19 protein-coding genes are annotated in these 17156 nt (G+C 67.9%); 13 read left to right on the forward strand and 6 right to left on the reverse strand.

Annotated elements, in window-relative coordinates; translation table 11 throughout:
* Positions 1-144: 144 nt before the first annotated feature.
* From SAMIE_RS12200 to SAMIE_RS12225, 6 genes are all read left to right on the forward strand, one after another.
* Positions 145-786, forward strand: a complete 642-nt coding sequence (locus tag SAMIE_RS12200; RefSeq protein WP_066700485.1) for a c-type cytochrome — start codon at positions 145-147, stop codon at positions 784-786.
* Between the two features lie 35 nt (positions 787-821).
* The gene (locus SAMIE_RS12205; RefSeq protein WP_066700519.1) at positions 822-1391 is read left to right on the forward strand and encodes a GNAT family N-acetyltransferase; all 570 of its coding nucleotides are present in this window, start codon (positions 822-824) and stop codon (positions 1389-1391) included.
* 34 nt (positions 1392-1425) lie between these two features.
* Positions 1426-1971 carry a DUF1993 domain-containing protein gene (locus tag SAMIE_RS12210; protein ID WP_066700486.1) on the forward strand — a complete coding sequence of 182 codons (546 nt, stop codon included), beginning with the start codon at positions 1426-1428 and terminating at the stop codon, positions 1969-1971.
* Positions 1972-2018: 47 nt separating this feature from the next.
* A complete protein-coding gene (locus SAMIE_RS12215) occupies positions 2019-2708 on the forward strand; it encodes a queuosine precursor transporter (protein WP_066700488.1) in 690 nt (229 codons plus the stop codon).
* A gap of 48 nt (positions 2709-2756) precedes the next feature.
* Entirely contained in the window at positions 2757-3674 is a 918-nt protein-coding gene (gene argB / locus SAMIE_RS12220; protein WP_066700490.1) for an acetylglutamate kinase, read from the forward strand.
* A 107-nt stretch (positions 3675-3781) separates the two neighbouring features.
* Positions 3782-4273, forward strand: a complete 492-nt coding sequence (locus tag SAMIE_RS12225; protein ID WP_066700492.1) for a hypothetical protein — start codon at positions 3782-3784, stop codon at positions 4271-4273.
* An 18-nt stretch (positions 4274-4291) separates the two neighbouring features.
* Here the strand turns inward: SAMIE_RS12225 and SAMIE_RS12230 are convergent, their stop codons facing one another.
* Complete coding sequence (locus SAMIE_RS12230) at positions 4292-4711, reverse strand: DoxX family protein (RefSeq protein WP_066700494.1); 420 nt, start codon at positions 4709-4711, stop codon at positions 4292-4294.
* A gap of 177 nt (positions 4712-4888) precedes the next feature.
* Here SAMIE_RS12230 and SAMIE_RS12235 point away from each other — a divergent pair, with 177 nt between their 5' ends.
* Genes SAMIE_RS12235 through SAMIE_RS12250 form a run of 4 tightly spaced genes read left to right on the forward strand, consistent with a single transcriptional unit; the run spans position 4889 to position 7324 of the window.
* Entirely contained in the window at positions 4889-5179 is a 291-nt protein-coding gene (locus SAMIE_RS12235) for a YggT family protein (protein WP_066700495.1), read from the forward strand.
* A gap of 5 nt (positions 5180-5184) precedes the next feature.
* Positions 5185-6081, forward strand: a complete 897-nt coding sequence (gene folD, locus SAMIE_RS12240; RefSeq protein ID WP_066700521.1) for a bifunctional methylenetetrahydrofolate dehydrogenase/methenyltetrahydrofolate cyclohydrolase FolD — start codon at positions 5185-5187, stop codon at positions 6079-6081.
* Between the two features lie 56 nt (positions 6082-6137).
* A complete protein-coding gene (locus SAMIE_RS12245) occupies positions 6138-6710 on the forward strand; it encodes a YybH family protein (protein ID WP_232037422.1) in 573 nt (190 codons plus the stop codon).
* Positions 6707-7324 (forward strand): MarC family protein, encoded by a 618-nt coding sequence (locus SAMIE_RS12250; protein WP_066700497.1) that lies wholly within the window; start codon positions 6707-6709, stop codon positions 7322-7324. The genes SAMIE_RS12245 and SAMIE_RS12250 overlap by 4 nt, the downstream gene beginning before the upstream one ends.
* Positions 7325-7363: 39 nt before the next feature.
* Here the strand turns inward: SAMIE_RS12250 and SAMIE_RS12255 are convergent, their stop codons facing one another.
* On the reverse strand, positions 7364-8044 hold the full coding sequence (locus tag SAMIE_RS12255; protein WP_066700523.1) for an OmpA family protein: 681 nt from the start codon (positions 8042-8044) through the stop codon (positions 7364-7366).
* A 162-nt stretch (positions 8045-8206) separates the two neighbouring features.
* On the opposite strand from SAMIE_RS12255, the gene SAMIE_RS12260 reads away from it, so the two are divergent.
* Together SAMIE_RS12260 and SAMIE_RS12265 are read left to right on the forward strand one after the other, a co-directional pair.
* A complete protein-coding gene (locus tag SAMIE_RS12260; protein ID WP_066700498.1) occupies positions 8207-9523 on the forward strand; it encodes a hemolysin family protein in 1317 nt (438 codons plus the stop codon).
* A 14-nt stretch (positions 9524-9537) separates the two neighbouring features.
* Positions 9538-10335 (forward strand): kinase, encoded by a 798-nt coding sequence (locus SAMIE_RS12265; RefSeq protein WP_232037222.1) that lies wholly within the window; start codon positions 9538-9540, stop codon positions 10333-10335.
* On the opposite strand, the gene SAMIE_RS12270 is transcribed toward SAMIE_RS12265, so the two are convergent.
* The 4 genes from SAMIE_RS12270 to SAMIE_RS12285 are packed head-to-tail and all read right to left on the reverse strand — an operon-like array spanning position 10304 to position 15806.
* Positions 10304-11827 (reverse strand): Ppx/GppA family phosphatase, encoded by a 1524-nt coding sequence (locus SAMIE_RS12270; protein ID WP_066700501.1) that lies wholly within the window; start codon positions 11825-11827, stop codon positions 10304-10306. The genes SAMIE_RS12265 and SAMIE_RS12270 overlap by 32 nt on opposite strands.
* 5 nt (positions 11828-11832) lie before the next feature.
* Entirely contained in the window at positions 11833-13971 is a 2139-nt protein-coding gene (locus SAMIE_RS12275; protein ID WP_066700503.1) for an RNA degradosome polyphosphate kinase, read from the reverse strand.
* 3 nt (positions 13972-13974) lie between these two features.
* Positions 13975-14613 (reverse strand): P-loop NTPase family protein, encoded by a 639-nt coding sequence (locus tag SAMIE_RS12280; protein WP_066700504.1) that lies wholly within the window; start codon positions 14611-14613, stop codon positions 13975-13977.
* Complete coding sequence (locus tag SAMIE_RS12285; protein WP_232037423.1) at positions 14610-15806, reverse strand: heavy-metal-associated domain-containing protein; 1197 nt, start codon at positions 15804-15806, stop codon at positions 14610-14612. The genes SAMIE_RS12280 and SAMIE_RS12285 overlap by 4 nt, the downstream gene beginning before the upstream one ends.
* Before the next feature lie 151 nt (positions 15807-15957).
* Between SAMIE_RS12285 and purM the strand changes: the two genes are divergently transcribed.
* Positions 15958-17052, forward strand: coding sequence for a phosphoribosylformylglycinamidine cyclo-ligase (purM, locus tag SAMIE_RS12290; RefSeq protein WP_066700505.1), 1095 nt, complete (start codon positions 15958-15960; stop codon positions 17050-17052).
* The last annotated feature ends 104 nt before the right edge of the window (positions 17053-17156 follow it).

The raw sequence follows: 17156 nt of genomic DNA on the forward strand, positions 1-17156 counted from the left end.
GGCGCCGCTTAAGGTCTCCGTCCCGCGCGCGCAAGCATTTGGGATCAACCCGGCTTGCGCGCTCGCGTGTCCGCCATTATGGCATCCGGCGACAGGGGGCGGGGCCGACATCCGCCAACGATTGGGTAAGGGAAGTCAAGCGAGATGGGCGATCGTTTCAATACCGTTGCGGGCTGGGCTTTGTTTGCGGGCATCATCGCCTTGGGCGGTGCGATCGTCAGTTCCAAATATTTCGACAGCCACCGCCCCGAAAAGATGGGCTACGCCATCGAGGGCGTCGAGGCGGAAGGTGAAGGCGGCGCGGCGTCGGGTCCGGGCCTCAACACCCTGCTCGCCAGCGCCGATGTCGCGGCGGGCGAGAAGGTCTTCGCCAAATGCGCTGCCTGCCACACCGTCAATCAGGGCGGCGCGAACGGCATCGGTCCCAACCTTTACGCCACGGTCGGCGAACCCGTCGGTCAGGGCAAGGGCGGCTACCCCTTCTCCGACGCGCTCAAGAGCAAGGGCGGCGCCTGGACCTTCGAGAATCTCGACCACTGGCTGACCAGCCCGCGTGAATTTGCGCCGGGCACGAAGATGACCTTCGCGGGCCTTGGCAATCCCAAGGATCGCGCCAACCTGATCGCATGGCTCAACACGCAGGGTTCCAACCTGCCGCTGCCCGCCGCCGACGCCGCACCCGCCGAAGCGAGCGCGACCGCCGAGGGCGCTGCGTCCAACGCCACCAACGCCGCCGAAAGCGTCAATGGCGCGGCGCCCGCCAACGCCGCTCCGACCAAGGAATAAGCGGTCTGGCGCCGCCGCCCGTCCGGATCGAGGATCTGACGGGCGCGTCGCTGCTGTCGGCGCTCGACGCCCTTGCCGACCTGCGGATCGCGGTGTTCCGCGCTTTCCCCTATCTCTACGAAGGCGACCGCGCCTATGAGCGCGATTATCTGAACGCCTATGCGCAAAGCCCCGGCGCGATCGTCGTGGGGGCTTTTGCCGGGGACGCTCTGGTCGGCGCCGCCACCGCCGCACCGATGCGCGATCATGCCGACGCCTTCGCCGCCCCCGTCGCGGCGCACGGCTTCGACCTTTCCAGCCTCTATTATTTCGGCGAATCGGTGCTGCTGCCGGAATGGCGCGGGCAGGGTATCGGCCACGCTTTCTTCGACCGGCGCGAGGCGAAGGCGCGCACGCTGGGTTTTGCAGCCACCTGTTTCTGCGCCGTGATCCGCCCACCCGATCACCCCGCCCGCCCGGCCGGCTATGCCCCGCTCGACCCCTTCTGGCGCGGGCGCGGCTATGCGCCGGTGGCGGGGATGATCGCCAGCTTCGACTGGCGCGACGTGGGCGAAACGGGGGAAAGCGCGCATCCGATGCAGTTCTGGATGCGGCGCGAACCCTGATTGTCCGTTGGGGCGGCGCGCCCTATAAAGCCGCATGACCCCCGAAACGCTCCTCGTCTCGACCTGCGCGCCGATGCTGCGCACGCTTTCCGCCTGGCTCGACAAAGCGGAGGCGGCTGGCAGCGGCGACGCGCTGCTGTCCGCGCGGCTCGCGCCCGACATGTTCCCGCTCGCGACCCAGATCCGCTTCGCCTGCGTCCAGCCGCGCGAAGGGATGCATCGCCTGAAAGGGGAGGATTTTCCGCAATCTCTCACCGACCTGCTGAACGAAGGCCGCAACGCGGGCGACCGTCCCGGCACCATGGCCGACGCCCGCGCGCGGATCGCCGAAACGCTGGCGCTGCTCGATGCGTTCGGGGAGCATGCCTCGGCCGACACGGACCGGCCCATCGCCCATGCGCTCCCCATCGGAATGACCTTCGACCTTACCGCCGGGCAATATGTGCGCGACTGGGTGCTGGCGCAGTTCTATTTCCACGTCATGACCGCCTATGCGATCCTGCGCGCGAACGGCGTGCCGCTCGGAAAGGGCGACTATGTGGCGCATATGCTCCCCTTTCTGCGGCCCACGGCGGGATGAAGCGGCCCCGTCTTTCCCCCCGGCGCGAATCCCGATAAGGCGCGGCGATGACCCCGACGCCCGCGCCCATCAGCCGCTCGCTCTTCTCCTTCTCGATCTTCTACGGCGGCATGGTCTGCATCGCGGGCGTGCTGGGGAACAAGCAGGTGGCGCTGGGTCCGCTGTCCGCCATCGGGCCGATGGTCGGGCTGGGTCCGCTGGCGGTGGAGGCAGGCATCTTCGCCTTCCTGCTGCTGGTCACGATCTCCAGTGCGGTGGCGGAACTCCATGGGCGCGCGGTCGCCAACCGGCTGGTGCAGATCGGCTTCCTGCCGCTGATCGCCTCGATCCTGCTCTCGGTCGTCGTGCTGGCCGCGCCCGCCGCCGGAGACATGGACCCCAAACGCGCCGAAGCCTTCGCCATGATGATTGGCGGAACGCCGCGCATCTGGCTCGGCGGCATCGTCGCCTACGGCATTTCCCAGACGCTCAACGTCACCCTGTTCGCGGCGCTGAAAGGTCGCGAGGGCGGCAGCCTCCTGTGGCTGCGCGCCGCGCTGGCGAGCATCCTGTCGCAGATCGTCGATACCCTGCTCTTCGTCAGCATCGCCTTCTACGGCGTCTTTCCCATCGGCGAGCTGCTGCTGGGGCAGATGCTGGCCAAGGTCATCCTGTCCGCGCTCCTGGTGCCGCCCGTCATCTATCTGCTGGTGGCGCTGGGCAGGCGACTGGACGGCGATAGCGCGACAGCGAAGTAGACAGCCGGACGGACGAGGCTTTTCTTGCGGCTCCGGCCTTATGGCCCTATGCGCGCGCGCATGACCAGCAACAACGCCCCCGATCCCGCCCTGCTCGCCAAGGCCGAAGTCCTCGTCGAAGCGCTGCCCTATATGCAGCGCTATGCGGGCAAGACCTTCGTCGTCAAATATGGCGGGCACGCGATGGGCGACCCGGAAGCCGCGCGCGACTTCGCCGAGGATGTGGTGCTCATGAAGGCGGTCGGCATCAATGTGGTGGTCGTCCATGGCGGCGGACCGCAGATCGGCGCGATGCTCAAGAAGCTGGGCGTCGAATCGCAGTTCGTGGGCGGTCTGCGCGTCACCGACGCCGAAACCGCCAAGATCGCCGAAATGGTGCTGGCAGGCTCCATCAACAAGGAAATCGTCGGCTGGATCGCCGGCGCGGGCGGGCGCGCGGTCGGCATTTCGGGCAAGGACGGCGGCCTCGTCACCTGCGAAAAGGTGCTCGGCAAGCGCGAGGCCGATCCCAACAGCGGGATCGAGCGCAATGTCGATCTGGGCTTTGTGGGCGATCCCGTTTCGGTCGACCGCGCGATCCTCGACACGCTGAGCCAGAACGGCATCATCCCGGTGGTCGCGCCCGTGGGCATCGGCGCGGACGGGCACACCTATAATGTCAACGCCGACACGATGGCGGGCGCCATCGCGGCGGAGCTGAAAGCCTCGCGCTTCTTCCTGCTGACCGATGTCGCGGGCGTGCTCGACAAGCAGGGCGAACTGATGACCGACCTCGATCCTGTCGCCATCGCGGGATTGCAGGCGGACGGCACGATCAGCGGCGGCATGATCCCCAAGCTCGAAACCTGCGTCCGCGCCGTCGAAGGCGGAGTGGACGCCGCCGTCATCCTCGACGGGCGGGTGCCGCACGCCATGCTGCTGGAAATCTTCACCGACCGCGGCGCAGGCACGCTGGTGCGGAAATAACCGCCATAGCACACCTCTCTGTCGCCCGGTTTCCGGTCGCTTCGGCGCTATTCTCCCCGGCGCACGCCTGTGTTACGCTCCCCATCGCCATCATTGGGGAGCAGAGGATGCGCGTTTCTTTTCTCGGCCTTGCCATCCTTTTGGGAGCGAGCGCTCCGGCCCTCGCCGCGCCTCCGCCCCCGCCCCCGCCCGCCGAACAGGCTGCGATCTTCAAGGCGGCGGGCTTCAAGCCGCACGGGCGGCAGTGGCGGTCGGGCAATTGCGAGCCGCCCGAGGCATCCTACGAACCCGGAGCGATCGCGACCTATCGGGATCTGAACGGCGACGGACGGCCCGAAGCGGTCGTCACCGAGGGTGGCGGCATGTGCTACGGCAACACCGGTCAGAATTTCTGGCTGCTGTCGAAACAGGCGGACGGCGCGTGGAAGCTGATGACGGAGGCGCTGGGCATCCCCGAGTTCCGCCCCACAAAGGGAGCGGGCGGCTATCCCGACCTGCTGGTTGGCAGCCCCGGCTTCTGCTTTCCGGTGCTGCGCTGGAACGGCCGCGCCTATGCCCGGCACCGCTTCGAATATGAGGGCAAGCCCTGCCGCCCGTGACGGCGCAGCGAGAGGCGCTTAAGCCACGGGCGATGGCGCGCCCGCCCTCCTCATCCGAACCCGCTGCAGCCCCGCGACGGCGAGGCACAGGGCGATAAGCACGGCGTTCTGGGGCAGCGCCGCACTTTCGCCCGATCCGGCATGGACCGCAGCGGCGGCGATCTGGTTGAGGACAAGAATCAGCGCAGCCACCGCTCCTGCGCCCGGCCGCGCCAGCCCCGCAAGGAGCGCGAGCGCCAGCGCCATTTCGCTGACCCCCACCGCACGCCCCGCCGCTTCGGGCAGATGCACCGTCCATGCCCCGTGCAGCGCCAACTCCGGCAGAGGCGCACTCGCCTTCATATACCCCACGAACAGGAAGAAGGCGGCAAGCAGCAGGCTCATCGCGCCGAGCGCGCCATAGAGGCCAAAGCGATAGGCCGCGTTTCTGCCCGACATCCCGTTTCCCCTCCGTCATTTCTTCCGAACGACCCTTAATTAGAATATTGATTCCTGTAAATGGGCGGCGCGGAACGCAGGCGCGTGCGTTGTCCGGCAAAGGCTCATGCCCGACAATGCTTGTCCCCGCCCCTCCCCCTCGGCTAGAGCGGCAGTCACCCATAATCGGAGAGCCTCGTGGCCTACGCGCTTTATCAGATCATCGTCATCCTGCTCGATGTCCTGTGGTGGATCATCATCATCCAGGCGATCATGAGCTGGCTGATCGCGTTCAACATCATCAACATCGGCAACGACTTCGTGCGCACGGTGCTGATCGCGCTCGATCGGATGACCGCCCCCATCTACAATCCGATCCGGCGCGTCCTGCCCGATCTCGGCGCGCTCGACCTGTCGCCCATGGTCGTGCTGCTCGCCATCCTCATCATCCGGCAGGCGATCCTGCCGCCGCTTTTCGGACTGGTATGACCCCCATGACACTCGGCAAGATCATCGACGGAAAAGCCTTTGCAGCCGGGCTGCGCGAACGGGTGGCGGAACGGGTCGCCGGTTTCGTCGGCAGCACGGGGCGCAAGCCCGGCCTTGCCGTCGTGCTGGTCGGCGAAGACCCGGCGAGCGCCGTCTATGTCCGCTCCAAGGGCAAGATGACCGTCGCGGTCGGCATGGAAAGCTTCGAGTTCAAGCGGCCCGACAGCATCGGCGAGGACGATCTGCTCGACCTGATCGAGGAACTCAATCAGGATGAGCGGGTGGACGGCATCCTCGTCCAGTTGCCCTTGCCGAGGCACATCGACGAAGCGAAGGTGATCGCCGCCATTGACCCGGCCAAGGATGTGGACGGCTTCCATGTCGTCAATGCGGGCCTGCTCGCGACCGGGCAGGAAGCGCTGGTGCCCTGCACGCCGATGGGCTGCATCATGCTGCTGAAGGACGAACTGGGCGACCTGTCGGGTCTGGAAGCGGTCGTCGTCGGCCGCTCCAACATCGTGGGCAAGCCGATGGCGCAACTGCTGCTCGCCGAAAACGCGACCGTAACCATCGCCCACAGCCGCACCCGCGACCTCGCCAGCGTCGTCCACCGCGCCGACATCGTCGTGGCGGCGGTGGGCCGGGCGGAAATGGTGAAGGGCGAATGGATCAGGCCGGGCGCGACCGTGATCGACGTGGGCATCAACCGCGTCGCCGATCCCGATGACGCGACAAAAAGCCGGATCGTCGGCGATGTCGCGACCGCCGAAGCGCTCGCCCATGTCCGCGCGATCACGCCGGTGCCGGGCGGCGTCGGCCCGATGACCATCGCGGTGCTGCTGCGTAACACGCTGGTCGCGGCCCATGCGCGCGCGGGGCTGGCGAAGCCGGAGGGGCTGTGAGGCGCGCCGCGATCCTCGCTCTGGCGGCGGGCGCGCTCATCGGTGCGAAGCCGCCGATGCGCTACCAGCCCGACCCCAGCAGCGTGATCGCGGCGGAAATCGCTTTCAACCGGCTGGCGCAGGAAAAGGGCCAATGGACCGCCTTCCGCGCCACCGCCGCCGACGATGCGGTGATGTTCGTGCCGCAAAGGGTGCTGGCGAAGGACTGGCTCAAAAAACAGGCCGATCCGCCGAAATCCGTCACATGGTCCCCCGCCATCGTCTATGTTTCCTGCGACGGCAATCTCGCCGCGAGCACGGGCAACTGGACCCGGCCTGACGGATCGGCGGGCTATTTCACGACCATCTGGCGGCGCGACAAAAAGGGCGCATGGAAATGGGTGCTCGACCATGGCGACACCCTGGCTGAGCCGCGCCCCGCGCCCGACGCCCTGACCGGCAAGGTCGCGACGTGCAGGCGCGGCCCGCGCCCCGACGGTCCGCCGTCGAAGGACGCCCCGCCGCCCCCGGACGAAAGCCTGCTCTGGAGCGCGGATGTCGAACCCGGCAATGCCCGCCGCGTCACCGTGCGCATGTGGACCGGGCAGGAGTATGAAACGGTCATCGACGATCGGGTGAAGGCGCGATGATCGCGCTGTTCCTCTCCGCCTTCGTGACGCTCTTCGTCGTCATCGACCCGCCGGGCTGCGCGCCCATCTATGCCAGCCTCACCACCGGCGCGAGCCATGCGCAACGGCGCGCCATGGCGATCCGCGCAGTCGGCATCGCGGCGGCGATTCTCCTGGTCTTCGCCCTCTGGGGAAAACAGTTGCTGGGCGTTCTGGGCATTCAGCTCGACAGTTTCCGCATCGCGGGCGGCATCATGCTGTTCATCATCGCGATGGACATGGTGTTCGAAAAACGCACCCAGCGGCGCGAGGACCGGGCGCAGAAGATCGCGGACACGCCCGAGATCGAGGATGTGTCGGTCTTCCCCATGGCGATGCCGATGATCGCCGGGCCGGGGTCTATCGCCACCGTCATGCTGCTGATGTCGCGCGCCGATGGCATCGCCGAACGCGGCGTGGTGCTGGGCGCGGTGGTTCTCACGCTGGCGCTGATGCTGGGGTCGCTGCTCGCCGCCGGGCCAATCATGGCGCTGCTCGGCGCAAAGATAGAGGCGGTCATCACCCGCCTGCTCGGCGTCCTGCTCGCCGCGCTCGCCGCCCAGTTCGTGATCGACGGCGTCAAGGCGAGCTTCTGAGAAAAGGGCGAGCCGCATCCGGCCCGCCCCCCTCATGCATCATCCGCGCACGTCGCTTTCCGTCACCGGCGCGATCTTGATTTCGACCCGGCGGTTGGCGGCCTTGCCTTCCTCGGTCGCGTTCGACGCAATGGGCTGGCTCTCGCCGAAACCGCGCGTCGCGATGCGCGCCGACTGCACACCCTGCCGCACCAGATAGTCCGCCACCGCCTGCGCGCGCCGTTCCGACAGCGTCTGGTTATAGGCGTCCGTGCCGTCGCTGTCGGTGTGACCATATACGTCGATATAGGTCTTGGGATATTGCGCCAGCACCGACGCCACATCGTTCAGCGTCGGCTGGAACTGCGGCTGCACGTCCGCCCGGTCATAGGCGAAGGTGATGCCCGAAGGCATGCGCAGCAGCAGATTGTCGCCGTCGCGGATCACGTCGACACCCGTGCCTGCGGTCTGTTCGCGCAGCTTGCGCTCCTGCGCGTCCATATAGGCGCCGATGCCCGCGCCCGCGACCGCGCCGATGCCCGCGCCGAGGATCTTTTCCGTGCGGTCGCGCCGTCCGCCGACGAGGTCGCCGAGCAGATAGCCGCCCAGCGCGCCGCCGATGCCGCCGATCGCGGCCTTCGACACGCGGCGCTCGCCGGTATCGGGATCGGTGGTGCAGGCGGTGGTGGCGAGCATCGCGGCAAGGCCGGCGGCGCACATCAGGCGATGGGTGATCTTCATGTCGTTCATGTCCCTTGTTCTTCCGACTGCCTGCAAAAAGGCGAAGCCAGCCGCTTTGTTCCACTCGCGAACTGAACTGCCGCTGACTGCCGTCTTGAGCGGCGCTGCGGTGTCGATGTTGTGAAAATGAAAGATTTGCGGTTATAGGGGTTTCCGACCGACATGGCCACGATCCCCCCTCCCCCATCCACGCCCTTCCCCTGGGCAGACCTCGTCATCATCCTCGTGCTGGTGGCGCTGAACGGTGTGTTCGCCATGTCCGAACTGGCGGTGGTGTCCGCCCGGCGGCCCCGGCTTCAGGCGATGGAGAAGGCGGGGCGCAAGGGCGCGCGCGCCGCGCTGGCGCTGGCGGCGGACCCCGGCAAGTTCCTGTCGACGGTTCAGATCGGCATCACCCTCATCGGCATCGGCACCGGCGCCTATTCGGGCGCGAGCCTTGGCGGGCCGGTGGGCGAAAGGCTGGCGATGCTGGGCCTGTCCGCGCATCTGGCGCAGACTCTGGGCTTCGCGCTCGTCATCGGCCTCACCACCTATGCCTCGCTGATCGTAGGGGAACTGGTGCCCAAGCAGTTCGCCCTGCGCGCGCCCGAACCCATCGCCATCTTTGTCGCAAAGCCGATGATGGGGCTGGCAAAAGTCACCGCGCCGATCGTCTGGGTGCTGGACGCATCGAGCGCTCTCATCTTCAAGCTGCTGGGCCTCGCGCGCGAATCGGAAAGCCATGTAACGGCGGAGGAACTGCACCTGATCGTCGCCGAAGCGAGCCGGTCGGGCATCATCGAGGAAAGCGAGCGCGCGATCATCTCGGGCGTCGTGCGCCTCGCCGACCGTCCCGTGCGCGAAGTGATGACGCAGCGCATGGACGTGGACTGGATCGACATCGGCGCGGACGACGAAACGATTCGCGCCAAGCTGCTGGCGACGCCGCATACCCGACTGCCGGTGGGGCGCGGGTCGGTGGAAGAGATTATCGGCATCGTGCAGGCGCGCGACATCATGACCGCGCTGTTCCGGGGCGAGCCGCTCAACCTCGAAGCGCTGATGCGCAAGGTCGATGTCGTCCCCGATCAGGTCGATGCGATGGACACGCTGGAGGTGCTGCGCCGGTCCGATGTGCCGATGGTGATGGTCCATGACGAATATGGCCATTTCGAAGGGATCGTGACCCCCGCCGACCTCCTGTCCGCCATCGCGGGCCATTTCGCGTCCGACCGCGACGCCTATGACGAACCCGATATGGTGGAGCGCGAGGACGGCAGCCTGCTGGTGTCGGGCCAGATGCCCATCGACCAGCTTGCCGAACGGATCGAGATCAACCTGTCGGAAGATCGCGACTATGCGACGGTCGCGGGCCATGCGCTCTGGCTGCTCAAGCGCCTGCCCGAAGTCGGCGACTATGCGGAGGATCAGGGCTGGCGCTTCGAGATCGTCGACATGGACGGGCGCAAGATCGACAAGCTGCTGGTGGCGGCGGTCTGACCGCCATCGACGCCGTGACCGCGCTGGCGGAGCGGCTGCTTGCGAGGGGGAGGCCGCTCGCCATTCTGGGCATCGCGGGCGCGCAGGGCAGCGGCAAATCGACGCTGGCGCAGGCGGTGCGCGATCGGATCGGGGCGCGGGGCGTCCCCTGCGCGCTCCTCTCCATCGACGACCTCTACCTGACCCGCGCGGAGCGGGAGACGCTGGCGGCGCGGGTCCATCCGCTGCTGCGGACGCGCGGTGTGCCGGGGACGCATGACGTGGCGCTTGGCAGACGGATCATCGACACGCTGGCGCGGGGCGAGGCCACCGCGCTCCCACGCTTCGACAAGAGCGCCGACGACCGGATGCCGCCCGAGCGATGGACGAGCGCTCCGGCGGGCACGCGGCTGTTGATTCTGGAAGGCTGGTGTGTCGGCGCGCGACCGCAGGCGGATGCGGCGCTCGCCCCACCCGTCAACGCACTGGAGGCGCAGGAGGATCGCGACGGCCGCTGGCGCGCCCATGTGAACGCCGCGCTGGCAGGCGATTATCGCGCCTTCTTCGCCCGCATCGACGCCGTCGCCTTCCTCGCCGCGCCGGACTTCGGCGTCGTGGAGCGCTGGCGCGGCGAGCAGGAGGACGGGCTGCGCGCGCGGGGCGGCGCTGGCGTCATGAACCCGGCCCAGATCGCCCGCTTCATCCAGCATTATGAGCGGCTGACGCGGCACATGCTCGCCGACATGCCGGGCCGCGCCGACCTGACCATCCGTCTGCGCGCCGACCGCTCCGTCGCGGCGATCAGCCCGCTTCCGTCACCATCCGGTATTTAAGCCCCATCGCCTGCGCCAGATTGCGCAGCCGCCGGTCCACCGCCTCCCCGAACAGATCGGCATCCTCATCGTCGAGGCGCAGCGTGATACGATCCGCCTCCCGCTCCAGCCGCGACAGGTCGAGCGGCCCCTCGACTCCGCCCGACAGCCGCTGGGCGAGACGGATGGCCAGCCCCCAGAGCGCGGCGCGGCGCAGCAGATCGGGCGAGGCGATGCGGTCGAGGCCCGGCGGAGACGAAAGCCCGCCCCCGAAATGGCTGTGCAGCGCCTGCCCCAGCATCGCCCGCTCGACCGCGCTGATGCCGACCCAGTTGCTGTGCAGCGCGATCTCCACGCCACGCTCGGCGCGGAAATCCGGGTTCGCGCGCCAGCTTACGTCCGCCAGCAGGCAGGCAGCGCGGCGGATGCGCGCCATGTCGGGCGCATCGTCGGGGAAGAGCGGCGCGATCCAGCGGTCGATGCGGTTGCCATGGCCGCGAAAGCGCGCCTGCGCTTCCCCTTCCGCCTCGGCCGCGACCAGCAGCGGGTCCTGCGCGCGCCAGTCGGGCGGCAGCGCTTCGTAGAGCAGCCCTTCGCGCAGTCCGTAAGCGGACACGACCAGCCGGCTCGACTTCAACTGCCGCACCACGACCGACAGCAGTGCGGCGGCGTCGGGCAGCGTCGGCACGCGCGACCCGGTCATCGCGGGAATGAGCTTCAGCCGGGCCTTGTCGATATGGCTGACGATGCGGGTCAACTGTTCGGCGCGCGCGGCGGTCATCTCATATTGGTGGACGACCGGCAGCGGGAACTGCGTGATCTGCATGTCGAACCGGGCGAGCGCGCGCCACGATCCGCCCACCATGTAGAAGGGCAGGCCCGGTTCCGGCGCCCATCCCGCCTTGTCCAGCATCCTGACGACGCTGCGTTCCAGCGCGCGCGGCCCCTTGGCGCGGATCTGCGGCAGGCGCAGCACGCCCAGCGGAAGAGAGATGGTCTGTTCGACCTGCCCGCCCCTGATCCGCGCCAGTTCCAAGCTTCCGCCGCCCAGATCGCCAACGATGCCGTCCGCCTGCGGGATGCCCGACAGCACGCCCATCGCCGCGCCAATGGCTTCCTGCGCGCCGCTCAGCAGTTCGACGGTCAGTCCCATCGCCTGCGCCCGCGCGATGAAATCGGGACCGTTGCTCGCGTCCCGCACGGCGGCGGTGGCGACGCAGCGTATGTCGCCGACCTTCATCGTCCGGCACAGGCGGGCGAAGCGGCTGACGGCCCGCAGTCCTCGCTCCATCGCCTCGGTTTCGATGGTCCCGGTCTTCGCCAGCGACGCGCCAAGGCCCGCCATCACCTTTTCGTTGAAGAGGATGAAGGGGATGCGCGGCGGCCCGTCATAGACGACGAGGCGCACGCTGTTCGACCCGATATCGATGATCGCGGTGCGCGCATGGGCGGGGTCGGCGGCGCCCGCCACCAGTTCGGCGGCGTCCCGCAGGCGGCGGAGCATGGAGTTCATGGGGGTCAGGCCCGCCCGCGCAGCCGCAGCGTGGGCACCGCCTCATTGTCGAACGCCGCGCCGCGCCCGGACAGCGACGGGTTGGTCATGAAATAGCGGTGCAGGTTGAACGGCCTCTCGCCCGCCTCAACACGGCTGTAATGGCCGTGCGCGTCCAGCGTCCAGCTCTGCTCTGTGTCGATGAGGTTCGCCACCATCACCTGATCGACGATCTGGTCATGCACTGTCGGATTTTCCACAGGTGCCATGAACTCGACACGGCGGTCGAAGTTGCGCGGCATCCAGTCGGCCGAACTGATATAGACGATGGCGCCATTGTTGGGCAGCGCCTTGCCGTTGCCGAATATGGCGATGCGGCTATGCTCCAGGAAGCGGCCGACGACCGACTTCACCCGGATATTTTCCGACATGCCCGGCACGCCCGGACGCAGGCAGCAGATGCCCCGAACGATAAGGTCGATCTGCACGCCTGCATTGCTCGCCGCATAGAGTTTTTCGATGATGGCGGGGTCGACGAGGCTGTTCATCTTCGCCCAGATGGTGCCGGGCCGTCCGGCGCGCACATGGTCGATCTCCGCGTCGATCCGCGCGCACAGCGTGTTGCGCAGGTCGCGGGGCGACATCACCAGCTTCTCGAGCCGCTCCGGCTCTACATAGCCGGTGATATAGTTGAACAGCGCGGCGGCATCCCGGCAATAGGCGGGGTCGGCGGTAAAGAAGCTCAAATCGGTGTAGATGCGCGCGGTGACGGGGTGATAATTGCCGGTGCCGAAATGGCAGTAGGTGCGGAACTGCTCGCCCTCGCGCCGCACGACCATCGACACCTTGGCGTGCGTTTTCCAGTCGATGAAACCGTAGACCACCTGAACGCCCGCCCGCTCCAGCGCGTCGGCCCACAGGAGATTCTGTTCCTCGTCGAACCGCGCCTTCAGTTCCACGACCGCGGTGACGGACTTCCCCGCTTCGGCGGCGTCGATCAGCGCGCGGATGATCGCCGACTGCTTGCCCGCGCGGTAGAGCGTCTGCTTGATCGCCACCACATCGGGATCGGACGCCGCCTGCTTGAGGAAGGAAACGACGACGTCGAACGCCTCATAGGGATGGTGGACGAGGATATCCTTGGCCCGGATCGCGGCGAAACAGTCGCCGCCATATTCGCGGATGCGCTCGGGAAAGCGCGGGACATAGGGTTCGAACTTGAGGTCGGGCCTATCCTCCTCGACGATGCCGGACAGGTCGCCGATGCCGATGAAGCCTTCCACTTCCTCGACGATGGCGTCGTGGCCCTGAAGCATGTCCTGCAACATGTCCTCGACCGGTTCGGGAATCCGCTCCTCGATCTCCATCCGGATCACGCGGCCCCGGCGGCGGCGCTTGATGGCGCTGCGGAAATAGCGGACGAGGTCTTCGGCCTCTTCCTCGATCTCGATGTCACTGTCGCGGATGATGCGGAACACGCCGCTGTTGCGCACCCGGTATCCGGGGAAAAGGTCGACGGAAAAGCGCCGGATCACGGCTTCCAGCGCCATATAGCGCGCCGGATCGCCCGGCACCCGCACGAACCGCGCGAGCGAGGGCGGGATCATCACCAGCTCGCGGATCGGCTGCTTGTCCGACAGCCGCTCCAGATCGAAGACGATGGACAGACCCTGATTGGGGATGAAGGGGAAGGGATGGGCCGGATCGAGCGCCTGCGGCGTCAGGATCGGGAAGATCTGCGTCAGGAAATGGTTGCGCAGCCAGTCGGCGCAATCGCCGTCCATCTCCGCCGAAGGGCCGATCACCTCGATCCCCACCTGCGCCAGTTCGCCATGCAACGCGGCCCAGACGCGCTGCTGCGCCGCCATCAGATGCGCGGTCGCTTCGGTGATGCCCGCAAGCTGCTGCGCGGGGGTGAGGCCGTCCGCCGAACGCAGGTCCACATCCTGAATCTGCTGTCCCTTGAGGCCCGCCACCCGCACCGAGAAAAATTCGTCGAGATTCGCGCCCGAGATGGAAAGGAATCGCAGCCGCTCCAGCAGCGGATGCGCGCGGTTCATCGCCTCCTCCAGCACCCGCTGGTTGAACGCCAGCCAGGACAGTTCGCGATTGAAATAGCGCGCTTCTGCCGGGGCAAGGCTGGCGGAGGGATCGGCTTCGGCCACTTTTTACTCGCGCTGGGGGGTGGCGGGATCGGACGGGACTATAGGCAGAAAACCGGCGCTTTGCAGAGCCTCTTTCGCCATTGGGAGCGAAATCTTACGGCCAGATGACAGTGCCGCGCGGTCGAGCAGGCGGGCGGCCTCCTCGATTGCCGCATAGCTGCGTTCCACCCGGCGCAGCAGCCAGTCGGGCAGATCGGCGGCATAGCCCGCCCCCGCCGCGTCGAGATGACGGCAGAAAAGCGCGCGGGCGAGCGCTTCGTCCGGCTGCGCGATGGCGACATGGGGCGCGGCGGCGAGGCGGGAACGAAGGTCGGGCAGCGCGGCCGGCCATTGCTCGGGCGGCGCATCGCCCACCAGCAGCAGCGGGCGGTGCGCGGTCTGCGCCTCGTTCCATGCGTGGAACAGCGCGCGGTCGTCCATCGCCTGCGCGTCGTCGATGGCCTCCCCCCCGCTCATCGCCGCGAACAGGCGCGCGAGCGTCGAGCGTCCCGAACGCGGCGGGCCGCTGAGCACGCTCACCCCCAGCGGCCAGTCGCGCCACTGCTCCAGATGCGCGACCGCAATGCGATTGGCGTCGCTGACAAGGAAATCGCCCTGCTGTCTTTCCCCATGCCAGTCGAAGGGCAGGCTGATCTGGCTCATTGCGCGGGCGCGGACGCCCTTCTGACGATGCGCAGCGTGTTGCCGGACGCCGCGACCTGATAGCCGCGCGCCTGCAATCCGGCGCGCAGCATGTCGGCGGTGCCGTCGAAGCTCACCTGCATCACCGATGTGCCGCCCAGCGCGAGGCTGCTCGTCGCGGCGGAGCGGACGCCCGGCACCGCGCGCACCGCCGCCTCGCCCGCGCCGACCGAGGCGACATCGGGCGTGTCGAACTGGATGGTGAAGCCCGCCGCCGTCGCCGCGCCGGGAATGGGCGCGTCTATGGCCTCGATGGCCGCATCGGCGGTGTTTTCCAGACCCAGCGTGTCGGGATCGACCGGCTCCTCGATGATGAGCGAGGGGTCGGGGCGCAGGCGGCCATCGTTCAATGCGCGGATATACATCTCGTCGATCCGCCGCGCCCCTTCGTCCAGCATCTGCGGAATGCCGCTGTCGTTCGACGCTCGGAGCTGAACGCTGCCGATCAGCGTGTCGTCGGGACCGTAGCGGGCGGTGAAGGTGCCGGTGACGGGACCGCCCGGATAGCTGCGGTCGAGCCGCGCGATGGGCACCACCACGTCCGCCGCGCCATATTGATCGAGCAGCACGCGCCACCACAGCCGCCCGCGCCGCCCCGCCTGCCCGGCATTGAGCAGGATCGGATCGGCGATGGACCCGGCCACGCGCACATAGTCGATGGCGCTGTCGCCGGTGCGGTATCGCGCCCACGCCTTCTGCCACTCGTTCGTGCGTTCGTAGGACACGGCGCTGCCCCCGTCCCACAGCACCGGGATCACCAGCAGCGGGGGAGATCGCATGACATTGCCCGAAACGCCCAGCAGCGCGCCCGTGCGCGCCCGGTCGAACAATATGCCCAAAGTCGCGACATAGCGCGTGGGGCCGACCTGTTCGCTTTCGATCTCGACGCCCGAAATCATCCCCTCAAGCTGCGAATCGGAGAGGGCTGGCGCGCCCGCGCCGCCATGGGTGCGCGCCCACAGCATCCGCCACGCCTGCCGCTGCGCCATGCGCCATCCGGCGTAGCGCGCGCTGTCCGCATCCTTCGCGGCCACGTCGACCCTGACGCCGCGCACCTCGAAATCGCCGCCGCTGGCGATGGGGGGCACGCCCCGCTCTCCCTCCATCTGCGCCACCAGAGTCGCGGCGGCGAGGCCGATGCCGACCGCGATCATGATCTGCGCCGGGCGGGACAGCGACCGCAGCACCGCGCGGGGCGAAAAGCGGGAAAAGGACAGGCTGAGGCTCACGCGCGCCCTTTTGGCGGGAAACGGCGGCCCTGCCAAGCCTTCCGTTTTGCCCCCCTTTGCTCTAGGGCGCGCAGATATGAGCGACACCGAATCCTACAGCTACGCCAAGGCTGGCGTCGACATCGCCGCCGGCAACGCCCTCGTCCGCGCGATCGCCCCCCTTGCCAAGGCCACCCGACGCCCCGGCGCGGATGCCGATCTCGGCGGCTTCGGCGGCTTCTTCGACCTGAAGGCCGCCGGATACGACGACCCGCTGCTGGTGGCGGCCAATGACGGCGTCGGCACGAAGCTCAAGCTCGCCATCGACCATGACCGCCACGATGGCGTGGGCATCGACCTTGTCGCCATGTGCGCCAACGACCTCATCGTGCAGGGCGCGGAGCCGCTCTTCTTCCTCGATTATTACGCCACCGGCCGCCTCGAAGGGGGCGTGGCCGAACGCGTCATCGCCGGCATCGCCGAAGGATGCCGCCTCGCCGGATGCGCGCTCATTGGCGGGGAAACGGCGGAAATGCCGGGCATGTATGCCGATGGCGACTATGATCTCGCGGGCTTCTGCGTGGGCGCGGTGGAACGGTCCAAGGCGCTGACCGGCAACCGGGTGAAGCCGGGCGACGTGCTGCTGGGCCTCGCGTCCTCGGGCGTGCATTCGAACGGCTATTCGCTCGTCCGCCGCCTCGCCGCCGACAAGTGGTGGAAGCTCGACCGCCCCGCCCTGTTCGATCAGGATGTGCTGCTGATCGACGCGCTGATGGCGCCGACGAAAATCTATGTGAAGAGCCTGCTGCCGCTGGTGCGCGCGGGCATGATCAACGCGCTCGCCCACATCACCGGCGGCGGCCTGCTCGAAAACATCCCCCGCGTCCTGCCCGAAGGCAGCCATGCGCTCGTCGATGCCGACGCATGGGACCAGCCGCGCCTCATGGCCTTCCTCCAGGCGCAGGGCCATATTGAGCCGGAGGAGATGGCTCGCACCTTCAACTGCGGCGTCGGCATGGTGCTGGCCGTGGACGAAGCGCATGTCGCGGGCGTCACCAAGTCGCTGGAGGATGCGGGCGAAACCGTCTTCCTCATCGGCTCCATCGTGCAGGGCGAAAAGGGCTGCACCGTGCGCGGCTCCGCCGAAACATGGAGCGCGAAGGCGGACTGGTCCGCCACGCATTCAGGGTAAGCACGACCAATCCCCCTCCCGCCTGCGGGAGGGGTTAGGGGAGGGTGTCAGGTGGTGCCGAACCGGCCCTCCCCCGACCCCTCCCGCAAGCGGGAGGGGAGTTC

It is taken from the genome of Sphingobium amiense, from assembly GCF_003967075.1.
GTDB classification, from domain to species: domain Bacteria; phylum Pseudomonadota; class Alphaproteobacteria; order Sphingomonadales; family Sphingomonadaceae; genus Sphingobium; species Sphingobium amiense.

Bases quoted from the DNA above. Each gene is read 5' to 3' on its own strand.
- SAMIE_RS12200 (WP_066700485.1), top strand. From the start codon at position 145: ATGGGCGATCGTTTCAATACCGTTGCGGGCTGGGCTTTGTTTGCGGGC.
- SAMIE_RS12210 (WP_066700486.1), top strand. From the start codon at position 1,426: ATGACCCCCGAAACGCTCCTCGTCTCGACCTGCGCGCCGATGCTGCGC.
- SAMIE_RS12215 (WP_066700488.1), top strand. From the start codon at position 2,019: ATGACCCCGACGCCCGCGCCCATCAGCCGCTCGCTCTTCTCCTTCTCG.
- argB (WP_066700490.1), top strand. From the start codon at position 2,757: ATGCGCGCGCGCATGACCAGCAACAACGCCCCCGATCCCGCCCTGCTC.
- SAMIE_RS12225 (WP_066700492.1), top strand. From the start codon at position 3,782: ATGCGCGTTTCTTTTCTCGGCCTTGCCATCCTTTTGGGAGCGAGCGCT.
- SAMIE_RS12230 (WP_066700494.1), bottom strand. From the start codon at position 4,711: ATGTCGGGCAGAAACGCGGCCTATCGCTTTGGCCTCTATGGCGCGCTC.
- folD (WP_066700521.1), top strand. From the start codon at position 5,185: ATGACACTCGGCAAGATCATCGACGGAAAAGCCTTTGCAGCCGGGCTG.
- SAMIE_RS12245 (WP_232037422.1), top strand. From the start codon at position 6,138: ATGCGCTACCAGCCCGACCCCAGCAGCGTGATCGCGGCGGAAATCGCT.
- SAMIE_RS12250 (WP_066700497.1), top strand. From the start codon at position 6,707: ATGATCGCGCTGTTCCTCTCCGCCTTCGTGACGCTCTTCGTCGTCATC.
- SAMIE_RS12255 (WP_066700523.1), bottom strand. From the start codon at position 8,044: ATGAAGATCACCCATCGCCTGATGTGCGCCGCCGGCCTTGCCGCGATG.
- SAMIE_RS12260 (WP_066700498.1), top strand. From the start codon at position 8,207: ATGGCCACGATCCCCCCTCCCCCATCCACGCCCTTCCCCTGGGCAGAC.
- SAMIE_RS12270 (WP_066700501.1), bottom strand. From the start codon at position 11,827: ATGAACTCCATGCTCCGCCGCCTGCGGGACGCCGCCGAACTGGTGGCG.
- SAMIE_RS12280 (WP_066700504.1), bottom strand. From the start codon at position 14,613: ATGAGCCAGATCAGCCTGCCCTTCGACTGGCATGGGGAAAGACAGCAG.
- SAMIE_RS12285 (WP_232037423.1), bottom strand. From the start codon at position 15,806: ATGATCGCGGTCGGCATCGGCCTCGCCGCCGCGACTCTGGTGGCGCAG.
- purM (WP_066700505.1), top strand. From the start codon at position 15,958: ATGAGCGACACCGAATCCTACAGCTACGCCAAGGCTGGCGTCGACATC.